We start from the raw sequence: 16,710 nt of genomic DNA, 5'->3' as shown, positions 1-16,710 counted from the left end.
CTCACAGCGACGCCACCCACGCCGCGTGCACCGCAAGCACATCGTCGGGCAGCGAAAGGCTCTCCCGTGCAGCGGGATCGAAGGCCACCAGGACCACCAGACCGGGCCGCAGCACCGAGAGGTCGAGATCGTCGCCGCACCGGGCCAACTTGCCGATGAACGTCTCACCGGAGACGGCGACCACCTCGATGAAAACCTGGCGCTCGACCGCGCGCACGGTGCCGACCCCGACGGCGCGGTCCCCTCCGCCCCGACGCCGGGCGGACCGGACCCGGTCGACCAGCACTGACAGCTTGTTCATGCCACCAGCGTGCGGCCGGCGGCCGGCTACCGAACCCAAGTTTTCGGCTGCCGCGTTCGGCGCGAAGCCCCTATTCTGTGCAGATGAGCGCGGATTCACAGCTGGCCGTCGCGGTCGGCCACCCCCGCCGGTCGGTGATCGACGCGGCGTGGCGGGCGATCGGCCCCGGTGTGGAGGTGCTCAGCAGCGACGACGGCGGCCCGCTGAGCCGCACCGTCAAACGCATCATCGACCCGCTGGTGCTCCGGTTGCGTTCCAACCCGCAGTATTCGGCACCGGTCGTCAACCCGGAGACGGCCGACGCGATGCGTGAGCTGATCGTCGGCAGCGCAGCCGAATTGCGTTCGGCCGCTGCCTGGTTCGAGGTACTCAAGATGGAGCGGCGGCGGCGGCGCATCCGCACCGGAAACGCCCAGGAACTGTACTTCCCGGTGTGCTTCGAGCTCGCGGTGACGAAAGGCCAACCGGCGGCCGAGGATCAAGAGACGGCGGCCGCGGTGCTGGAAGACGTCCACCAGGGTCGCGACCGCACCGCGATCGAGGTGCTGCATCAGTACGTGGCCGACCCCGAGGCGGTGGCCAAGTTGGCCGACCAGCTCGACCGCAGCTGGCGCGACGTGCGGGCGGGCGCCACCGTCACCGGCCCGTTCCTGGCCGAACTCGCCACCGTCCTGGGACCGGCCAACAGCCACCGCACCACGACGGCCCGGCAGCGCGTCTGGTCGGCGATGATCGCCGACGCGACGCCCTACAACCTGGGCGCGCTGGCCCGCGTCGAGGCGGCGCAACTGCCGTGGTCGATAATCGAGCTGGGGCTGAGTTCGGTTGCGCCGCAACAACGACCGCGCGTGGCCGGCGGGGCCGACAGCGACCGGCCGCTCGACCGCAGCGTGGTGGACCGGGTGCGCGCCACCCTGCGCCGCGCCCTGGACCGCGACGCGCTGCCCGACATTCCCCTGCTCTGCGAGGAGGAAGTCGACCGGGCCTGCGCGCCCTGGGGCCTGCTGTCGGAGGACAAACAGGCCACGCTCGTCGCGGGCATCGAGATCGCGACGGAGTTGGCTCCGCTGGACCCGTCCGTCGCCAGCCGCTACGCCCTCGCGGCGCAGATCCAGGCGCGGCTGCGCAAGGAGGCCTACGTGCTGCACGCCCGCCGTTACCTCGCCGAGGGCGGCCCGATCCATCCACGCCAGCGGCAGGTGGTCGACGACCTCGCCGCGTACGCGCAGCCCTACCTGAGCCGGCTGTGGGCGCGGCTGCACGGTCGCGACGTCTGGCAGGAGCCCTGCGACGACGTCGATGACGTGCGGTCGCTGCTCGAGGGGGTCGCGCGGTCGGTGAGTCTGGATCACCGGCAGCGAATCAAGTCGATGCTGGAATTGCAGGTGGCGGGATGAGATTGGTCGCCGATTCCGGTCTGTGGACTACCGGCCCCACCACCGAGACGACTCCGCTGGCCGCGGTGCTCGAGGTCAGCGGCGCGGTGCTGTCGTGGACCCTGGACGACCCCAACGACGCCAAGGCCCACATCACATTCACCGATTTCGGCCGTGCCGACTGGCTCTGGCGGGTGCTCGGCGAATCCGGGCATGTCGCACTCGCTTCCGCGGTGGGCGGGGCGGACGAGCCAAGCAGCATCGACCTCGCCGGGGTGGACATCCTGCCGGGGTCGGTCGGGCCGCTACGCCGGTTGGCCGTGGGCCACTGGCTGCGGCGCTGGTGGCCCGCGAGTCGACAGGACGGCATCGCCGGCCTCGACCGCGCGCTGCTGGACCTCGAGGTCGCGGTGTTGACCGCCGGCGCGCAAGGCTTCTTCGCCGATGACACCCTGGATTCCGACGTCGCCGGCTTGCTGGCGCCGCACGCCACCGCCCTGGCCGCGCATGTCGCGGACGGTGATCCGCGCGCGGTGGATCTGGTGCGAGCCGGCGCCGGCCTGGCCGACGAATTGGGTGTGGACGGCCCCGGCTGGCCCGAACTGTTTGCCGCGCTTGACGATTCGGCTGCGGTGTTGGTCTTTCCGAGCGGCCGCCGCGACGACTACGCGCTGGCCGCCGGCGCGGACGCGGGCAGGCCCTCCACGGCCCCGATCGCCCGCGGCGTCGGGTCAGTCCACTGGGGCGGGGTTCCGCCCGGGATCTTCGACGCCGGCGAGAACACCGTCGACTGGACGATCGAGGCGGCCGGAACCGCGGTCGTCGCCCACGTGCGGGTGGCCGTCATCGGCCCGGACCCAGCCACCGGCATCGGGGTGCGGCTGCGCTCGGGATCGATTTCCGGCGCCGGCGCCCTCGACGCCGACGGCCGCGCGACCCTCCCCCTGGCCGAGGCCGGGCAATGGCCCCTTTCGGAGTCGGCGGCCTGGGATCACGATTGGTCGGCGGCCTCCGTGCTCATCGGGGCCGAGAACGCGGAGTCGGCCGACACCCGCGAGCGGGTGCGCCGGTGGGCGCGGGCGCGGCTGGACCGGCCGGCGGACGACGCCTTTCTCGCCGAGATATTGGCGGCCGAATCCGCCTACTAACCCGGGGCGCGATTCCCTATGCTGAGCGAGTGCCAAACACCTATCGCGTGGTTCAGTGGAACACCGGCAATGTCGGCAAGAGCTCGCTGAAGTCGATAGTCACCAACCCCACCCTGGAGTTGGTGGGTTGCTACGCCTGGTCAGCCGAGAAGGTGGGGCGCGACGCCGGCGACCTCGTCGGCATCGCACCGCTCGGCGTGGCCGCCACCGACGACGCCGATGCACTGCTCGCGCTCAAACCCGACTGCGTGGTCTACAACCCGATGTGGATCGACGTCGACGAGCTGGTCCGCATTCTGTCGGCGGGCGTCAACGTGGTGACCACGGCGTCGTTCATCACGGGGCACAATCTCGGCAACGGCCGCGAGAAGATTTCGGAGGCCTGCGCCAAGGGCGGCTCGACCATCTTCGGGTCCGGCGTCAGCCCGGGCTTCGCCGAGCTACTGGCCATCGTGTCGGCGATGGTGTGCAACCGGATCGACAAGGTCACGGTCAACGAGGCCGCCGACACCACCTTCTATGACTCACCGGAGACCGAGAAGCCGGTCGGCTTCGGCCAGCCGATCGACCACCCGGACCTGCAGGCGATGGCGGAAAAGGGGACGGCGATCTTCGGGGAGGCCGTCCGGCTGGTGGGTGACGCGCTCGGCGTCGAGCTCGACGAGGTGAAGTGCGTCGCCGAGTTCGCCCAGACCACCGCGGACCTCGAGATGACTTCGTGGACCATCCCCGCGGGATGCGTAGCGGGCGTGTACATCAGCTGGCAGGGCATCGTCGGCGACACCACGTTGATCGACTTGAACGTGCGGTGGCGCAAGGGCCAGACGCTCGAGCCCGACTGGAAGATCGAACAAGACGGCTGGGTCATCCAGATCGACGGGCAACCGACGGTGACCACGAAGGTGGGCTTCCTTCCGCCGCCGTACTTTGCGGCTACCACGCTCGAGGAGTTCATGGACCTCGGCCACATCATGACCGCGATGCCCGCGATCAACGCGATCCCGGCCGTCGTCGCCGCGGCGCCGGGCATCGTCACCTACGCCGACCTTCCGCTGACGCTGCCGCGTGGGAACGCCTATGTCAGCATGGAGCGGTGATCGGGGAGCGCATCTTTCGCGTCGCCGGTCTCGCGGTCCCGGTGTGTGCGGCTCTGCTGAGCGGGCCCATCGGCATTCCTTCCGTCGAGGCCGATCCGTGCCCGGCCGTGGAGGTGGTGTTCGCCCGCGGCACGGGACAGTCCTCCGGCGTCGGCCAGGTGGGCCAGGCGTTCATCGACTCCCTGGGTGCGCAGCTCGCCGGGCGGTCGATACGCATTTACGCGGTGAACTACCCGGCGACAACGGCTTTCGCGACGAGTGCCCAAGCCGGTGCCGACGACACGGTCGCTCACGTGCAGGACATGATCGCCCGGTGCCCCAACACGCGGTTGGTGCTCGGCGGGTTTTCTCAGGGGGCGGGTGTGATGGACCTGGCCACCAAGGCCCTACCGCCGCAAGCGGCAGACCACGTCGCGGCGATCGCAGTTTTCGGCAACCCGACCAGCCCACTGGCCGGCACCCTCGCCGGTACGGTGTTCCCGCCGATCGGCCCGCCGTACAGCGCCAAGACCATCGACGAGTGCGCCGACGGTGACCCCGCGTGCTCCGGCGGTGGCAACGTGTTGGCGCACGGCTCGTACGTCCAGTCGGGGATGACGGCTCAAGCCGCGAACTTCGTCGCCGCCCGGCTATAGGGCCGCCTTGCGCCGGGCGGCCTTGGCGTAGGCGGCGCCCAGCTGCGGCACCGGCAGCGGACCCTGGTCGCGGGCGGCCAGGATGGCGTTGCGCAGCGGGCGGGCAAGTCCCGCAAAGGATCCCATGTCGAACAGCAGCGGCGTGAGCAACCGGTTGTGCACGAAGCCGAAGGACCCGCCCGCCTCGGGGTCGGCCCAGCCCAGCGTTCCCCCGAGGCCGACATGGCCGAATCCGCGCAGCAAGCCCGGCACCGGCGACTCGTGGTAGCCGAGGTGAAACGGCATGGGCACCACCATGTTCGCGTCGGGCCACTTCCGCCGGGCCTGCCCCGCCAGGCCGCGCGTCAGCTCCTCGGACAGATACTTCTTGCCGTCGATGCGGCCGTCGTTGGCCAGCACGGCATACATCTTCGCCAGCCCGCGGCCGGTTACCACGCCGTTGGCGGCCGGAACCTCACCGTCGAGGAAGGGGGTGTCCCCCTTGATCAGGGAGACGACACCGGGGAAGTACATCGCGCCCAGGGCGCCGGAGAACGGGAGGCCGGCCATCTTGGGGGCGATGAAGTTGAACACCGGGGCGCGCAGCCGGCCCTGCGGAATCAAGATTTCCGCGGCCTGGGTCGGCGAGCCTTCCGGAGGCCGGCCGAGGTGTAAGCCGTCGGTGTTGAGGGGCCGGGCGACCTCCTGGCGGATCAGCTCCCGCATGCCCTTGCCGGTCACCGCCCTGGCCAGCCCGGACAGCAGCCAGCCGTAGGTCAAAGCGTGATAGGCCTGGACGCCCCGCAAGTGGTCGACGGGCGCGGCGGCGAGGCGCTCCTCCATCAGCGCGTGGTCCATCAACTGGGCCTTCGTGACGCCGCGCAGATGCGACAACCCGGAGCGGTGCCGCAGCACGTCACGCACGGTGATCTCTTCCTTACCGTTGGCCGCGAACTCGGGCCAATATTCGGCTACGGGCTCGTCGTACGACAGCAGGCCGCGGTCGGCCAGCCGGTGGATCACGGTCGAGGCGACACCCTTGGTCGCCGAGAACACCATCGCCCCGGTGTCGGCGGTCCAGCGCTGGTTGCCGGCCCGGTCCGACCATCCGGTCCAGACGTCGACCACGGGCACGCCGTCGACATAGACGCTCAGCGCCCCGCCACCGAACCGGCGGCCGGGGAACAGCTGCGCGAACAATTTCACGACGTTGGCGAAGTGTGGATCGGCGGCGCCGGAGACGCCGCGCGGCAGGCCGTCGTCGGTGACCAGAAGCACTGACGGTTTCACGGTGCCGCGCCGCCCCGCTACCACGAGGACGAAGCTATCAGCCGGCCCCGCGCAACGGTCCCGTTTCCGCTAGCTGAGCCCGTCCGGCGGCTCGGGGCCGGGTGGGGGCGCGGTCGGCGAGTCCCGCAGATACCGCCGCAACCGGAGCAGCTGATTGACCACCATGCCGATGCCGAGGAGCATCAGCCCCACGACTATTGCGACCACGATTGCGGCGCTCACGACCTCCATCATGGCAGGGCGGGGTTTCAACCTGTGGCAAAGCGGGGTAGCCACAGCGGCATGAGCAACGAGGACAAGCTGAAGAACAAGATCGAGGACCTGGGCGGCCGCGCCAAGGAGGCCATCGGCAAGGCGACCGGCGACCACGAGACCAGGGACGAGGGCCGGGCGGACCAGGCGAAGTCCAGCCTCAAGGACGCCGGTGAAAAGGTGAAAGACGCGTTCAAGAAGTGATCAGGCGTTCCGGGCTGCGCCGGCTGTCGGTGCTCGCTGGACTGGCGGCACTGGCGGCCGGCGCCCTGGTGGCCAGCGCGCCCAGCCCGTCGGCGTCCGCGGATCCGGCGTGTCCCGACGTGGAGGTGGTATTCGCGCGCGGGTCGGGCGAGCCGCCCGGCGTCGGGGGCATCGGCGGGTCGTTCGTGGACGCGCTGCGTTCGCAGATCGGATCCCGATCGCTCGGCGTGTATGCGGTCAATTACCCTGCGAGCACCGACTTTTCAAATCCGAACTTTCCCCAGACCGTGGTCGACGGCATCCGTGACGCCAGCTCGCACGTCGAGGCCACGGCGAAGAACTGCCCCAACACCCGCGAGGTGCTCGGCGGGTATTCGCAGGGCGCCGCGCTAGCCGGGTATGTGACGTCGGCAGCCGTTCCGGCGGGCGTGCCCGCGTCGGCCGTGCCGCCGCCCATGCCGGCGGACGTCGCCAACCACGTCGCCGCGGTCACCCTGTTCGGGACGCCGTCGGGTGACTTCCTGCAGAAGTACCACGCCCCGCCGCTCGCCATCGGCCCGCTGTATCAGCCGAAGACGCTGGAGCTCTGCGCGCAGGGCGATCCGATATGCGGCAGCGCCGGCGGCGACGGCTTCGCCGCGCACACCTCCTACGGCATGAACGGGATGACGGGCCAAGCCGCCAACTTCGCCTCCAGTCACCTGTAGGCCACCCGGTCCTGCAAAGATTCCACCATGCGCGTTCTGATCACAGGCGGTACGGGATTCGTCGGCGGCTGGACGGCCAAGGCCATAGCCGACGCCGGCCACGACATCCGGTTTCTGGTGCGCACCCCCGCCAAGCTGAAGACTTCGGTGGCGGAGTTGGGTGTCGACGTGTCGGACTATGCCGTCGCCGACATCACGGACCGCATGGCGGTGCGCCAGGCGCTGGACGGCTGCGAAGCCGTCGTGCACAGCGCGGCCCTGGTGGCCACCGACCCGCGCCAGACCGCGCAGATGCTCACCACCAATATGCAGGGGGCCCAGAACGTCTTGGGTCAGGCCGTCGAACTCGGCCTGGACCCGATCGTCCACGTGTCCAGTTTCAGCGCGCTCTTCCATGCGGGCCTGGAAGAGCTGTCGGCGGACCTGCCGGTCGTCGGAGGGGCGGACGGTTACGGGACGTCCAAGGCGCAGGTCGAGATCTATGCCCGCGGTCTGCAGGACGCGGGCGCGCCGGTGAACATCACCTACCCGGGCATGGTCATCGGTCCGCCGGTGGGTGACCAGTTCGGCGAGGCCGGCGAAGGCGTCAGGGCCGCCCTGCAGATGCATGTGATCCCGGGCCGGAGCGGGGCCTGGTTGATCGTCGATGTGCGCGATTTGGCAGCGTTGCACGCGGCGCTCCTCGAACCCGGCCGCGGCCCGCGCCGGTACATGGCGGGCGGCCATCGCGTTCCGGCGGCAGAGTTGGCGAAAATGCTCGGCGAGGTGTCCGGGTCGGCGATGGTCTCGGTTCCGATCCCCGATACCGCCCTGCGCGTCGCCGGCGCGGTGATGGATCGCGCCAGCCGGTTCGTACCCTTCGATACGCCCTTCACGTGGGCCGGGATGCAGTACTACACGCAGATGCCGGCGTCCGACGATTCACCGAGCGAGCGGGAACTCGGCATTACCTACCGGGATCCGCAGGAGACTCTGGCTGACACGTTCGAAGCCCTTCGTGCCGTGAGCTGAGCGGGGCGCCGCGTGCCAGAGCTGAGGGACTAACGGCTGCCATACCGGGGCCCTAGTGCCCTCGTCGGCCGTGGTCCACGGAGAGAACATCGCCGTAATATTCGGGCTTCCGCGCACCCAAGCCGGGTGACGGGACATCCGATCGGAGGTACGGCATGACCAAACCGATTCCGCCGCTGGACCTTTCATGGCTGTTGATCGAGTCGCCCTCCGGCACGACGCACGTCGGCGCGATGCTGTTGTTCAAGAAGCCGGCCGGCCGCGCGCCCATAGTGCGCGAAATCGTGGAGGCGTACCGTGCGTGCACGCCGGCGCCGCCCTTCAACTACATTCCGGAGCTGCTCGGCCGGGGCGCCCCCCGGTTCCGGGAGATGACGCAGTGGGACCCGCACTACCACGTCGGACACCTGGCCCTGCCCGCCGGCTCCTCCTACGACGACCTGCTGCGACTCGTCGCCGATCTGCACGAGCCACAACTCGACCGCGACCGCCCGCTTTTCCGGTGTTGGGTGATCGATGGGGTGCCGGGCGGCATGTTCGCGATCTACACCAAGACTCATCACTCGATCATCGACGGCGAGTCCGGTCTGAGGCTTCTGTATGCCGGGTTGAGCATGACGGGGGAACGCGTCGTCCCCGCACCCGCCTTTGCGCTCGGCGCGCCACCGACCAAACAGCACCCACCGACGCCCGTCACGGCGCGCGTGGTCGATTCGATTCGCGGGGCGATCACGCAGGTCGGGGTGTTGAACCAGCTTTCGGTCGGCGCGCTGCGCAAGGTGCTCGCGAGCCGTTTCCGAACGCATCTCGAGGGCAGCCTGCCGTTTACGGCCCAGCACGCCCCGACCAATGCCCCGTTGCAGATCGGGCGGAGCTTCGCGACGCTTTCCTTGCCGCTGGAAGAGATGCATGAGATCGGCCGGCGGCTCGGGGCGACCCTGAACGACGTGGCGGTGACGGTCGTCGACGGCGGGCTGCACGCCTATCTCCGGGAGACCGGCCGGGACTTCGCGCACCCCTTCATCGCGATGTGTCCGGTGTCGCTGCGCGACGCCGGGGACACGGCGATAGGCACCCGAGTGTCGGCCCTGTTCCCACGCCTCGGAGAGCCGGGGGCGAGCATGGCGGAACGGATCCATCAGGTCGTGGACTCGGTCGCCGTCTGCAAGAAGGAACTCGCCCGCATGTCCAACGAGGCCGCTATGACCTACGCGGTCGGGTTGGTTGCGCTCGCCGGCCTGGGGGCCTCGACGCACCTCGACCGTGTCGCCCGTCCGGCATGCAACCTCGTCATTTCGAACGTGGCGGGGGCCAGGGAGATCCGGTACCTCAACGGTGCGCGCCTGCTCGGCATCTATCCGATTTCCGCCATCGCCGCCTCGATCGGACTCAACGCCACTTTCGCGTCCTATCACGACAGCATGGACTTCGGCTTCGTCGCCAATGCCGCGGCACTCGACGACATGCCCCACCTTTCCCGGTGCACCCGGCGGGCCTACGACGAGTTGAAACAGGCGGCAGGACTGCAACCGGTTGGTCCTAGATCGGCGACCGTGTAGCAGGATCGAAGAATGAAGAGCGTCACGTGCACCAACGCCAAGCTCGACGTGGTCGACGTCCCGGCGCCGACCCCCGCCAAGGGGCAGCTATTGCTCGAGGTGCTCAGGTGTGGCATCTGCGGATCCGACTTGCACGCCCGCCGCCACTGCGACGAGCTCGCCGACGTGATGGCCGAGTCCGGGTACGACGCGTTCATGCGGTCGGATCAGCGCGTCGTGTTCGGTCATGAATTCTGCGGCGAGGTACTCGATTACGGACCCGGCACCCGGAAGGCCCCACGGCCCGGCACACGGGTCGTGGCCCTGCCGCTGCTGCGGCGCGGCAAAGAGGTACACGGGATCGGACTCTCGACGATGGCGCCCGGCGCCTACGCCGAACAGTTGCTCGTTGAGCGGTCGTTGACGTTCGCCGTCCCCAACGGGCTGTCCCCCGACGTCGCCGCGCTGACCGAGCCGATGGCCGTCGCCTGGCACGCCGTCCGGCGCGGCGAGGTGGGCAAAGGCGACGTCGCGATCGTCATCGGTTGCGGGCCAATCGGTCTCGCGGTGATCTGCATGCTCAAGTCGCACGGTGTACGCACCGTGATCGCGAGCGACTTCTCACCTGGCCGCCGGGCGCTGGCGACGGCCTGCGGGGCAGATATCGTCGTCGACCCCGCACAGGAGTCGCCATATGCCACGGACGCGGGCCGCAAACACCTGCACGGCATCCTGGAGGCGTTCGATCTTGCGGTCGGAACGATCGAACGGCTGCAGCGCCTTCGGCTGCCGTGGTGGCATCTCTGGCGCGCCGCCGAGGCCGCCGGCGCGGCGACGCCCAAGCATCCCGTCATCTTCGAGTGCGTCGGCGTGCCCGGGATTATCGACGGCATCATCGCCGGCGCGCCGCTGTTTTCGCGCGTCGTCGTCGTCGGCGTCTGTATGGGTGCCGACCACATCCGTCCGGCGATGGCGATCAACAAAGAGATAGACCTGCGGTTCGTGCTCGGCTACACGCCGCTCGAGTTCCGCGATACGTTGCATATGCTCGCCGACGGCAAGGTCAACGTCGAGCCGCTGATCACCGGGACGGTCGGGCTGTCGGGCGTCGAGGCCGCGTTCGACGCGCTCGGTGACCCCGAGGCGCACGCGAAGATCCTGATCGATCCCAAGAGCGACGCTAAGCGGCCGGCCTGATTTCCAGGCCGACGTGCACCTTGTCGATGCCGCCCCGCACGATCGAATGGGCATAGAACCACCAGGCGTGATACCAGTACCGTTTGAGCACGGCGTTGTAGACGCGCCGCGTCTCGGACTTCGGCAGGACCCGGGCCACGCCCTCGACCGGTTCGCTCTTCGGCTTGCCGAGCGATCCGCTCCTGGCGATCGTCACCCGCGGCGTGTTGTTGATCCGCTTGACCTTCCAGGAGCCGTCGTCGGTGATGACCAGAAGCTTGTCGCCTTCTGGCACACCCCAGATCGCCGTCGGTTTCGGGCGGCCGTCCTTGGTGAACGTCGTCAGGAGCAGGTACTTGGACTGGATGATGTCCCGGAAGCTGGCGGCCACGCTGTGATCCTTCACTTTCTGAAATGTTCGGTCAAACAGTTCCCCGCCGCTCCATCTTCTAATCATGGGCGTTGTTGATTCCCGGTGACCGCCCAACTTAGGGTCCGGTGATGGCCAGGGACTCGACGACCCGCGACTTGCTCATCGACGCAACGATCCAGATCATGGTCGACGAGGGCTATGCGGCGGCGACTTCGCGCCGGGTGGCGGCAAAGGCCGGCGTGAAACCGGCCCTGGTGCATTACTACTTCCCCACCATGGACGAGCTGTACCTCGACGTGTTCCGCCGCGGCGCGGCGGCCTATCTCGAGCGCCAAGATCAGGCGCTGGCCTCCGACCGTCCCCTGCATGCCCTGTGGCGAACCCTCATCGAGCCGAAGGACGCCCGGCTGCTGCAGGAGTTCATGGGCCTGGCCAACCACCGCAAGGACATTCGGGCCGAGATCGCGGCGTGGTCCGAACGGTGGCGGAGCCGGCAGATCGCCGCACTCAACCACGTTGTCCGCGAGAATGCGCTGGATGTCGCGGAATTCCCGCCCGCCGGCCTCGCGGTTGTTATTGCCGCCGTCGGCCAGACCCTCATCATGGAAGGTTCCCTCGGCGCGACGCGCGGCCACGACGAGGCCATCGCGCTCGTCAGCCGGCTCATCGACCGGTTCGAGGCGCCTGACTCAGGGCAGCACCACCTCTAGCCGCTCCCAACCGCGCACCGTCGAGGTCGGTGCGAGTTTCGCTGTCTCGTAGTCGATTCCCCATTCGGGCCAGCGGTTGAGCATCTCGTCCAGCGCGACTCGGCCCTCGAGACGGGCGAGGTTGGCGCCGAGGCAGTAGTGCACACCCTTCCCGAACGTGATGTGCGAGATGTTGTCCCGCCGGATGTCGTAGCTGTCCGGGTCGGCGTAGCGGCGGGGGTCGCGATTGGCGGCGCCGAAGAGCAGCAGCATGGCGCTGCCCGCCGGAACCGTCGTGCCGTAGCACTCGAAATCCCTGGCCATCCAACGCGCGACGTGCGGTCCCGTCGGTTCGAATCGCAGCGTCTCGTCGACGGTGCGGGTCAACAGCGACCTGTCCTCATAGACCGCGCGGCGCTGGTCGGGATGCTCGGCGAGCACCTTGGCCAGCCAGCCGATCAGCCGGCCGGTCGTCTCGTTGCCGGCGCCGGCGACCACCTGCGTGTAATGCAGCACCTCCTTGCGCGTCAGTTTGCGGTGCACCCCGTCCTCGTCGTCGAACTCGACGTTGAGCAACGTCGTCATCAGGTCATCGGACGGGTTCTTGGACCGCCATTCCACGTAGTCGGCGTAGATCCGGCCGTCAGCGATCGAGTCGGCGTCGGCGACCTTCAACGGAGCGCCCGGCTTGGTTCGCAGGTTGGCGTCGTTCGCGTCGCGCACCGAGACCTGTTCGGATTCCGGGATTCCCAGCAGCATCCCGATCACCCGCATCGGCATCATCGAGGCCAGCTCCGCGATGATGTCGAAGCTCGACGAGCCGACGAGCGGGTCCAGGCACCGCACGCAGTATTGCCGGATCTGGTCCTCGAGTTCGGCCATCCGGCGGGGCGTGAACACGCGAGACATCAGTCCGCGCAACCGTGTGTGTTCGGGCGGATCCTGGAACATCATGACCCCGCCGGGCATCTCGAATTTCGACTGGATCAGCTCGAGGATGTCGCTGCGCCGGTTGGAGAACGCCTCCCAGTTGGCCAGCGCCCGTTCGACGTCGGAATGCCTTGACAGCGCCCAGAAGTCGTAGCGGTCGTTGTAATAGATGGGCGCCTCGTCGCGCAGCCGCGCGTAGGTCGGATACGGATCGGCGATGATGCCGGTGTCGTAAGGGTCGTAGTAGACGGACGTCTCGCTGGTGACGGTCATTCGTTCCTCTATTTCAGGCAGCTGCCGGCATCCACCGGCAGCGCGACGCCGGTGATGTAGCGCGCTTCGTCGGAGGCCAGGAACAGCACGGCGTTGCTGATGTCCTCGGGCGTCACCCAAGGGATGGGCAGGTAGTGGAAGCTCTGGCACACCGGCGCGAGGTCGTCGGGTCCGGGGTTCTCCAGTTCGGGCCGGAAAGCGCGGTACGTGGCCTCGTTCAGCAGAAGGGGCGAGCTCGTGTGAGTCGGGAGGACGGCGTTGACCCTGATCATGTGCTGGCCCAATTCGACTGCGAACGAACGCATCAGGCCGATGACCCCATGTTTGGCCGCGACGTAGTGGCCGACGTGTGGGTAGGCCTTGGCCCCCGCCACCGACGACGTCAGGACGATGGAGCCCCCGCGGCCACCGTTCAGGACGTGCGGAACCCCTGCCTTCACCGTCTTCCAGACGCCGCTGAGGTTGACGTCGATCATCTCCTGCCACAGCGGCTCAGGGGTCTTGTGCAGCTTTCCCGCCGTCGTCCCGATGCCGGCGTTGGCGACTATGACATCGAGGCGTCCCAGCTGTTCGACGCCGCTGTCCACCGCGGCGCGCAGCCCGTCGAAATCGCGGACGTCGACTTCGGCGGTGACGATCCGGCCTCCGGCGTCCTTGACCAAGCCGGCGGTCTCGTCGAGATCCTCGGGGGTGGCGCCCTCCACGGGTGACGCCTCGAACTTGCGGCAGATGTCGACGGCGATGATGTCCGCGCCTTCGCGCGCGAGCCGGACGGCGTGACTCCTGCCCTGTCCGCGCGCCGCGCCGGTCACGAACGCGACTTTGCCGTCCATCCGGCCCATCGTCACCTCCAAGCGCCGCCTTTTTGGGCGATCGCCCAAATTTGTGGCGCAACCATGTGTAGCAGCAGGCAGATCGGTCAGTCAAGGCGTCCACGAGGGATGATGACCGCGTGACGTACAGCAAGGACACGACGGGGCTGGTGTTGATCGATCCTTACAACGACTTCATCTCCCCGGGCGGCAAGGTCTGGGAGCGCCTGAAAGGCGTCATCGAGGGCAACGGCTGCGTCACCCACATGAAGCGGGTGCTCGACGCGGCCCGCGGGGCGGACATCCGCGTCTTTTATGCGCTGCATCGCCGATACCGCCCCGGCGATTACGAGACGTGGAAACACATCGCGCCGGTGCAGAAGGCGGCGTGGTCACGCAAGACCTTCGAATTCGGCACCTGGGGCGGTGAGCTTCGCACCGGGTTCGAGCCGCAGCCCGGTGACGTCGTCGCCCACGAGCATTGGTGTTCGAGCGGTTTCGCCAACACCGACCTGGACCTGCAGCTCAAGAGGCACGGCGTTCATCGGCTCATCGTCATGGGACTCATCGCCCACACCTGCCTCGAAGCCACGGTTCGCTACGGCGCGGAGCTCGGGTACGAGGTAACGGTGGTGCGCGACGGGACGGCGGACTACTCGGAGGTCGAGATGCGCGCCGCACTCGAGGTCAACATTCCGAACTACGCGACCGCGATCGTGTCCGCGGACGAGGTGATCGCCTCGATCGCGGCCAGTGTTCCGAATCTGTGAAGATTTGCCGCACGGGTGTGAAGGCTTCGTTAAGAACGCGGCACGCGCCGGGCCGGACCGGCACCGTAGAGGCATGACGCTCTTCGAGCTGCTTCCGTCGCTGAGGCACGGGCTGAACCCGCATCTCGATCGCGCGATCTGGCCGCTGAGCGCCTACGTTGACGACCTGGGCCGGCTCTGCGTGGGCGACGTGGCCGCCGACGACCTCGCCGCCGAATTCGGCACGCCCGCGTACGTGGTGGACGAAGAGGATTTCCGGGCCCGGATTCGGGGCTATCGCGCGACACTGCCCGACGCCGAGCTGATCTACGCCGGGAAGGCGGTGTTGAGCGTCGACGTGGCCCGCTGGGCCGCGGACGAAGGGGCCGGCGTGAACGTCGCCTCGGCCGGTGAGCTGGCCACCGCGCTGGCCGCCGACGTCCCCCCGTCGCAGATCATCCTGGATGGGGTGATCACCGCGGCCGAGCTGTGCGACGCGATCGCCGCCGGTGTCGGACGGATCGTCATCGATACGCCCAGCGAGGTCTCACTCCTGGCCTGCCGGGTGCGTCACCGTCAGCGCGTCCTGGTGGGGGTCATCCCCGACGTCGGGGCGATCGACCAGAAATTCGGCTTCGCGCTATCCGGCGGCCAGGCTGCCGGCGCGCTGAGGCGTGTCCTGGATCAGCCGTGGCTGGATTTGGTGGGGCTGCACTGCCGGCTCGGGTCACAGCTCACCGACGCCTCGCTCTACGGTGAGGCGATCCGCCAGATGATCGGTGTGATGGCCGAGGTCCGCGACCGCCATCAGGTCGTGCTCAGTGAACTCAATCTGGGCGGTGGGCATGCAGTCCCGTACCTCCCGGGCGACCCCGAACTCGACGTACGTGCGCTGGGAACCGTCATCGACGGTGCGCTGGAATCGGCTTGTGGCGAGCACGAATTCCCTCGCCCGCGAATTGTGATCGAGCCGGGCCGCGCCATCGCCGCGCGGGCCGGGATGATGCTCTGCCGGGTGATCGCCGTAAAACGTCAGCCCGGAGGGCACACCTTCGTCGCGGTGGACGGCGGGTCGAGTGACATCCACGGCATGGAGCGGCCCGGCGCGAAATACACGGTGGCGCTGGCCAATCGGCACCCTCCAAGCGTCACCGCACCGGTCACCGTCGTCGGCCGGCACGGCGACGGTCGCGAAATCGCCCGCGACGTCGAGCTGCCCGCGGACATCCGCCCGGGAGATCTGCTGGCCGTCGCGTGCACCGGTGCCTACCAGCACTCGATGGTGCCGAGCCACAGCATGGTGGGCCGCCCGCCCCTGGTCGCGGTCTCCGGTGGCAAGTCGCGTGAACTTGTGCGTAGAGAAACCGTCGCCGACCTGCTGGCGCGCGACCGGGGCTGGACCGGTCAGTGATGGTGTCCCGCACGGACCTTCGTGCGCGCCCCGACCGGCTGCGCGTCACGGCGGCGTATACCGTCATGCTGCTCGCCGTCTCGGTCACCCTGTCGGCGCTGGGCGGGCACACCCGCGCCGCGGTGGTAAGGGATATGAGCACCAACCTGCACAACCTGGCGCACGGCAACCTGGGCAGCCTGGTCGGCAGCGCGTTCGTCAGCGACGGCGGCGATGTCTTCCTCTGGCTGCCGGGCCTGGTGTGCCTGCTGGCGCTGGGTGAACTCATCTGGCGCGGGCGAGGTTTGCTGATCACCTTCGCCGTCGGCCACATCGGCGCCACCGTGATCGTCGCGGTGGGGCTGGTGGCCGCGGTGGAAACGGGATGGCTCCCGTTCTCGGTGGCGCGCGCCACCGACGTCGGGATCAGCTACGGCGCGGTGTGCGTGCTGGGCGCCCTGACCGCATCGATACCGGCCCGCTGGCGCCCGGCCTGGATCGGGTGGTGGCTCGGCGTCGCGTTGATGGCGACGCTCGACGCGGATTTCACCGCGTTCGGTCACGTTCTGGCGCTGCTCCTTGGCATGGGGTTGGCGTTTTGGTTGCCGGCCATCGAGCACTGGACGCCCGTGCACGCGACCCTGCTGGCCGTCGGCGCCGCCTTCGGCTATTTCGTGTTGTCGGGATGGTCGTCGTCGGTGGCTCCCGTCGCCGGATTGACGGGTGTCTTGATCGCCTCGCTCCTGGCCGCCAGGGTGATGCGGCCTACCGCTGCTTAGT

General features: G+C 68.6%; 19 protein-coding genes. 13 read left to right on the top strand and 6 right to left on the bottom strand.

Annotated elements, in window-relative coordinates:
- Position 1: 1 nt before the first annotated feature.
- Entirely contained in the window at positions 2-340 is a 339-nt protein-coding gene (locus A5701_RS00280) for a hypothetical protein (RefSeq protein WP_067747228.1), read from the bottom strand.
- A gap of 44 nt (positions 341-384) precedes the next feature.
- Here A5701_RS00280 and A5701_RS00275 point away from each other — a divergent pair, with 44 nt between their 5' ends.
- Genes A5701_RS00275 through A5701_RS00260 form a run of 4 tightly spaced genes read left to right on the top strand, consistent with a single transcriptional unit; the run spans position 385 to position 4,557 of the window.
- A complete protein-coding gene (locus A5701_RS00275) occupies positions 385-1,698 on the top strand; it encodes a hypothetical protein (protein ID WP_067747227.1) in 1,314 nt (437 codons plus the stop codon).
- Complete coding sequence (locus tag A5701_RS00270) at positions 1,695-2,825, top strand: hypothetical protein (protein ID WP_067747222.1); 1,131 nt, start codon at positions 1,695-1,697, stop codon at positions 2,823-2,825. The genes A5701_RS00275 and A5701_RS00270 overlap by 4 nt, the downstream gene beginning before the upstream one ends.
- A 29-nt stretch (positions 2,826-2,854) precedes the next feature.
- Positions 2,855-3,922 carry a dihydrodipicolinate reductase gene (locus A5701_RS00265; protein ID WP_067747219.1) on the top strand — a complete coding sequence of 356 codons (1,068 nt, stop codon included), beginning with the start codon at positions 2,855-2,857 and terminating at the stop codon, positions 3,920-3,922.
- Complete coding sequence (locus A5701_RS00260; protein ID WP_082969643.1) at positions 3,919-4,557, top strand: cutinase family protein; 639 nt, start codon at positions 3,919-3,921, stop codon at positions 4,555-4,557. Before A5701_RS00265 ends, A5701_RS00260 begins: the two co-directional genes overlap by 4 nt.
- On the opposite strand, the gene A5701_RS00255 is transcribed toward A5701_RS00260, so the two are convergent.
- A complete protein-coding gene (locus A5701_RS00255; protein ID WP_067747218.1) occupies positions 4,552-5,826 on the bottom strand; it encodes a serine hydrolase domain-containing protein in 1,275 nt (424 codons plus the stop codon). The two genes, A5701_RS00260 and A5701_RS00255, sit on opposite strands and share 6 nt — an antisense overlap.
- Positions 5,827-5,895: 69 nt before the next feature.
- Positions 5,896-6,048 carry a hypothetical protein gene (locus tag A5701_RS27855; protein WP_197499110.1) on the bottom strand — a complete coding sequence of 51 codons (153 nt, stop codon included), beginning with the start codon at positions 6,046-6,048 and terminating at the stop codon, positions 5,896-5,898.
- A 60-nt stretch (positions 6,049-6,108) separates the two neighbouring features.
- Between A5701_RS27855 and A5701_RS00250 the strand changes: the two genes are divergently transcribed.
- The 5 genes from A5701_RS00250 to A5701_RS00230 all read left to right on the top strand — a co-directional run bounded on the left by A5701_RS00250 (position 6,109) and on the right by A5701_RS00230 (position 10,735).
- The gene (locus A5701_RS00250; protein WP_055403166.1) at positions 6,109-6,282 is read left to right on the top strand and encodes a CsbD family protein; all 174 of its coding nucleotides are present in this window, start codon (positions 6,109-6,111) and stop codon (positions 6,280-6,282) included.
- Positions 6,282-6,989 carry a cutinase family protein gene (locus tag A5701_RS00245; protein WP_369807373.1) on the top strand — a complete coding sequence of 236 codons (708 nt, stop codon included), beginning with the start codon at positions 6,282-6,284 and terminating at the stop codon, positions 6,987-6,989. Before A5701_RS00250 ends, A5701_RS00245 begins: the two co-directional genes overlap by 1 nt.
- 27 nt (positions 6,990-7,016) lie before the next feature.
- A complete protein-coding gene (locus tag A5701_RS00240) occupies positions 7,017-8,000 on the top strand; it encodes an NAD-dependent epimerase/dehydratase family protein (RefSeq protein ID WP_067747214.1) in 984 nt (327 codons plus the stop codon).
- Positions 8,001-8,155: 155 nt separating this feature from the next.
- Complete coding sequence (locus A5701_RS00235) at positions 8,156-9,559, top strand: wax ester/triacylglycerol synthase family O-acyltransferase (RefSeq protein WP_067747212.1); 1,404 nt, start codon at positions 8,156-8,158, stop codon at positions 9,557-9,559.
- 12 nt (positions 9,560-9,571) lie between these two features.
- Positions 9,572-10,735: a zinc-binding dehydrogenase gene (locus A5701_RS00230; RefSeq protein WP_067747210.1), complete on the top strand. Its 1,164-nt coding sequence runs from the start codon at positions 9,572-9,574 to the stop codon at positions 10,733-10,735.
- Here the strand turns inward: A5701_RS00230 and A5701_RS00225 are convergent.
- Entirely contained in the window at positions 10,719-11,105 is a 387-nt protein-coding gene (locus A5701_RS00225) for a PPOX class F420-dependent oxidoreductase (protein WP_067747251.1), read from the bottom strand. The two genes, A5701_RS00230 and A5701_RS00225, sit on opposite strands and share 17 nt — an antisense overlap.
- A gap of 110 nt (positions 11,106-11,215) precedes the next feature.
- On the opposite strand from A5701_RS00225, the gene A5701_RS00220 reads away from it, so the two are divergent.
- Positions 11,216-11,797, top strand: coding sequence for a TetR/AcrR family transcriptional regulator (locus A5701_RS00220; RefSeq protein WP_067747208.1), 582 nt, complete (start codon positions 11,216-11,218; stop codon positions 11,795-11,797).
- Here the strand turns inward: A5701_RS00220 and A5701_RS00215 are convergent.
- Together A5701_RS00215 and A5701_RS00210 are read right to left on the bottom strand one after the other, a co-directional pair.
- Positions 11,777-12,979: a cytochrome P450 gene (locus A5701_RS00215; RefSeq protein WP_067747206.1), complete on the bottom strand. Its 1,203-nt coding sequence runs from the start codon at positions 12,977-12,979 to the stop codon at positions 11,777-11,779. The genes A5701_RS00220 and A5701_RS00215 overlap by 21 nt on opposite strands.
- 8 nt (positions 12,980-12,987) lie before the next feature.
- Entirely contained in the window at positions 12,988-13,821 is an 834-nt protein-coding gene (locus tag A5701_RS00210; protein WP_067747249.1) for a mycofactocin-coupled SDR family oxidoreductase, read from the bottom strand.
- 110 nt (positions 13,822-13,931) lie between these two features.
- On the opposite strand from A5701_RS00210, the gene A5701_RS00205 reads away from it, so the two are divergent.
- From A5701_RS00205 to A5701_RS00195, 3 genes are all read left to right on the top strand, one after another.
- The gene (locus tag A5701_RS00205; protein WP_067747204.1) at positions 13,932-14,561 is read left to right on the top strand and encodes a cysteine hydrolase family protein; all 630 of its coding nucleotides are present in this window, start codon (positions 13,932-13,934) and stop codon (positions 14,559-14,561) included.
- Between the two features lie 73 nt (positions 14,562-14,634).
- A complete protein-coding gene (locus A5701_RS00200) occupies positions 14,635-15,951 on the top strand; it encodes a diaminopimelate decarboxylase (RefSeq protein ID WP_067747201.1) in 1,317 nt (438 codons plus the stop codon).
- Positions 15,951-16,709 (top strand): rhomboid-like protein, encoded by a 759-nt coding sequence (locus tag A5701_RS00195; protein ID WP_067747247.1) that lies wholly within the window; start codon positions 15,951-15,953, stop codon positions 16,707-16,709. Before A5701_RS00200 ends, A5701_RS00195 begins: the two co-directional genes overlap by 1 nt.
- Position 16,710: the final 1 nt, after the last annotated feature.

It is taken from the genome of Mycobacterium sp. E3305, assembly GCF_001666785.1.
In the GTDB taxonomy this organism is placed as follows: domain Bacteria; phylum Actinomycetota; class Actinomycetes; order Mycobacteriales; family Mycobacteriaceae; genus Mycobacterium.
The sequence above is the reverse complement of the archived record's forward strand: the minus strand, read 5'-3'. Positions and strand labels throughout refer to the sequence as shown.

What these genes read in the sequence shown, in the direction of transcription:
- A5701_RS00240 (WP_067747214.1), top strand. Translation starts at nt 7,017, where the DNA reads ATGCGCGTTCTGATCACAGGCGGTACGGGATTCGTCGGCGGCTGGACG.
- A5701_RS00215 (WP_067747206.1), bottom strand. Translation starts at nt 12,979, where the DNA reads ATGACCGTCACCAGCGAGACGTCCGTCTACTACGACCCTTACGACACC.
- A5701_RS00220 (WP_067747208.1), top strand. Translation starts at nt 11,216, where the DNA reads ATGGCCAGGGACTCGACGACCCGCGACTTGCTCATCGACGCAACGATC.
- A5701_RS00195 (WP_067747247.1), top strand. Translation starts at nt 15,951, where the DNA reads ATGGTGTCCCGCACGGACCTTCGTGCGCGCCCCGACCGGCTGCGCGTC.
- A5701_RS00210 (WP_067747249.1), bottom strand. Translation starts at nt 13,821, where the DNA reads ATGGGCCGGATGGACGGCAAAGTCGCGTTCGTGACCGGCGCGGCGCGC.
- A5701_RS00275 (WP_067747227.1), top strand. Translation starts at nt 385, where the DNA reads ATGAGCGCGGATTCACAGCTGGCCGTCGCGGTCGGCCACCCCCGCCGG.
- A5701_RS00250 (WP_055403166.1), top strand. Translation starts at nt 6,109, where the DNA reads ATGAGCAACGAGGACAAGCTGAAGAACAAGATCGAGGACCTGGGCGGC.
- A5701_RS00235 (WP_067747212.1), top strand. Translation starts at nt 8,156, where the DNA reads ATGACCAAACCGATTCCGCCGCTGGACCTTTCATGGCTGTTGATCGAG.
- A5701_RS00200 (WP_067747201.1), top strand. Translation starts at nt 14,635, where the DNA reads ATGACGCTCTTCGAGCTGCTTCCGTCGCTGAGGCACGGGCTGAACCCG.
- A5701_RS00230 (WP_067747210.1), top strand. Translation starts at nt 9,572, where the DNA reads ATGAAGAGCGTCACGTGCACCAACGCCAAGCTCGACGTGGTCGACGTC.
- A5701_RS00270 (WP_067747222.1), top strand. Translation starts at nt 1,695, where the DNA reads ATGAGATTGGTCGCCGATTCCGGTCTGTGGACTACCGGCCCCACCACC.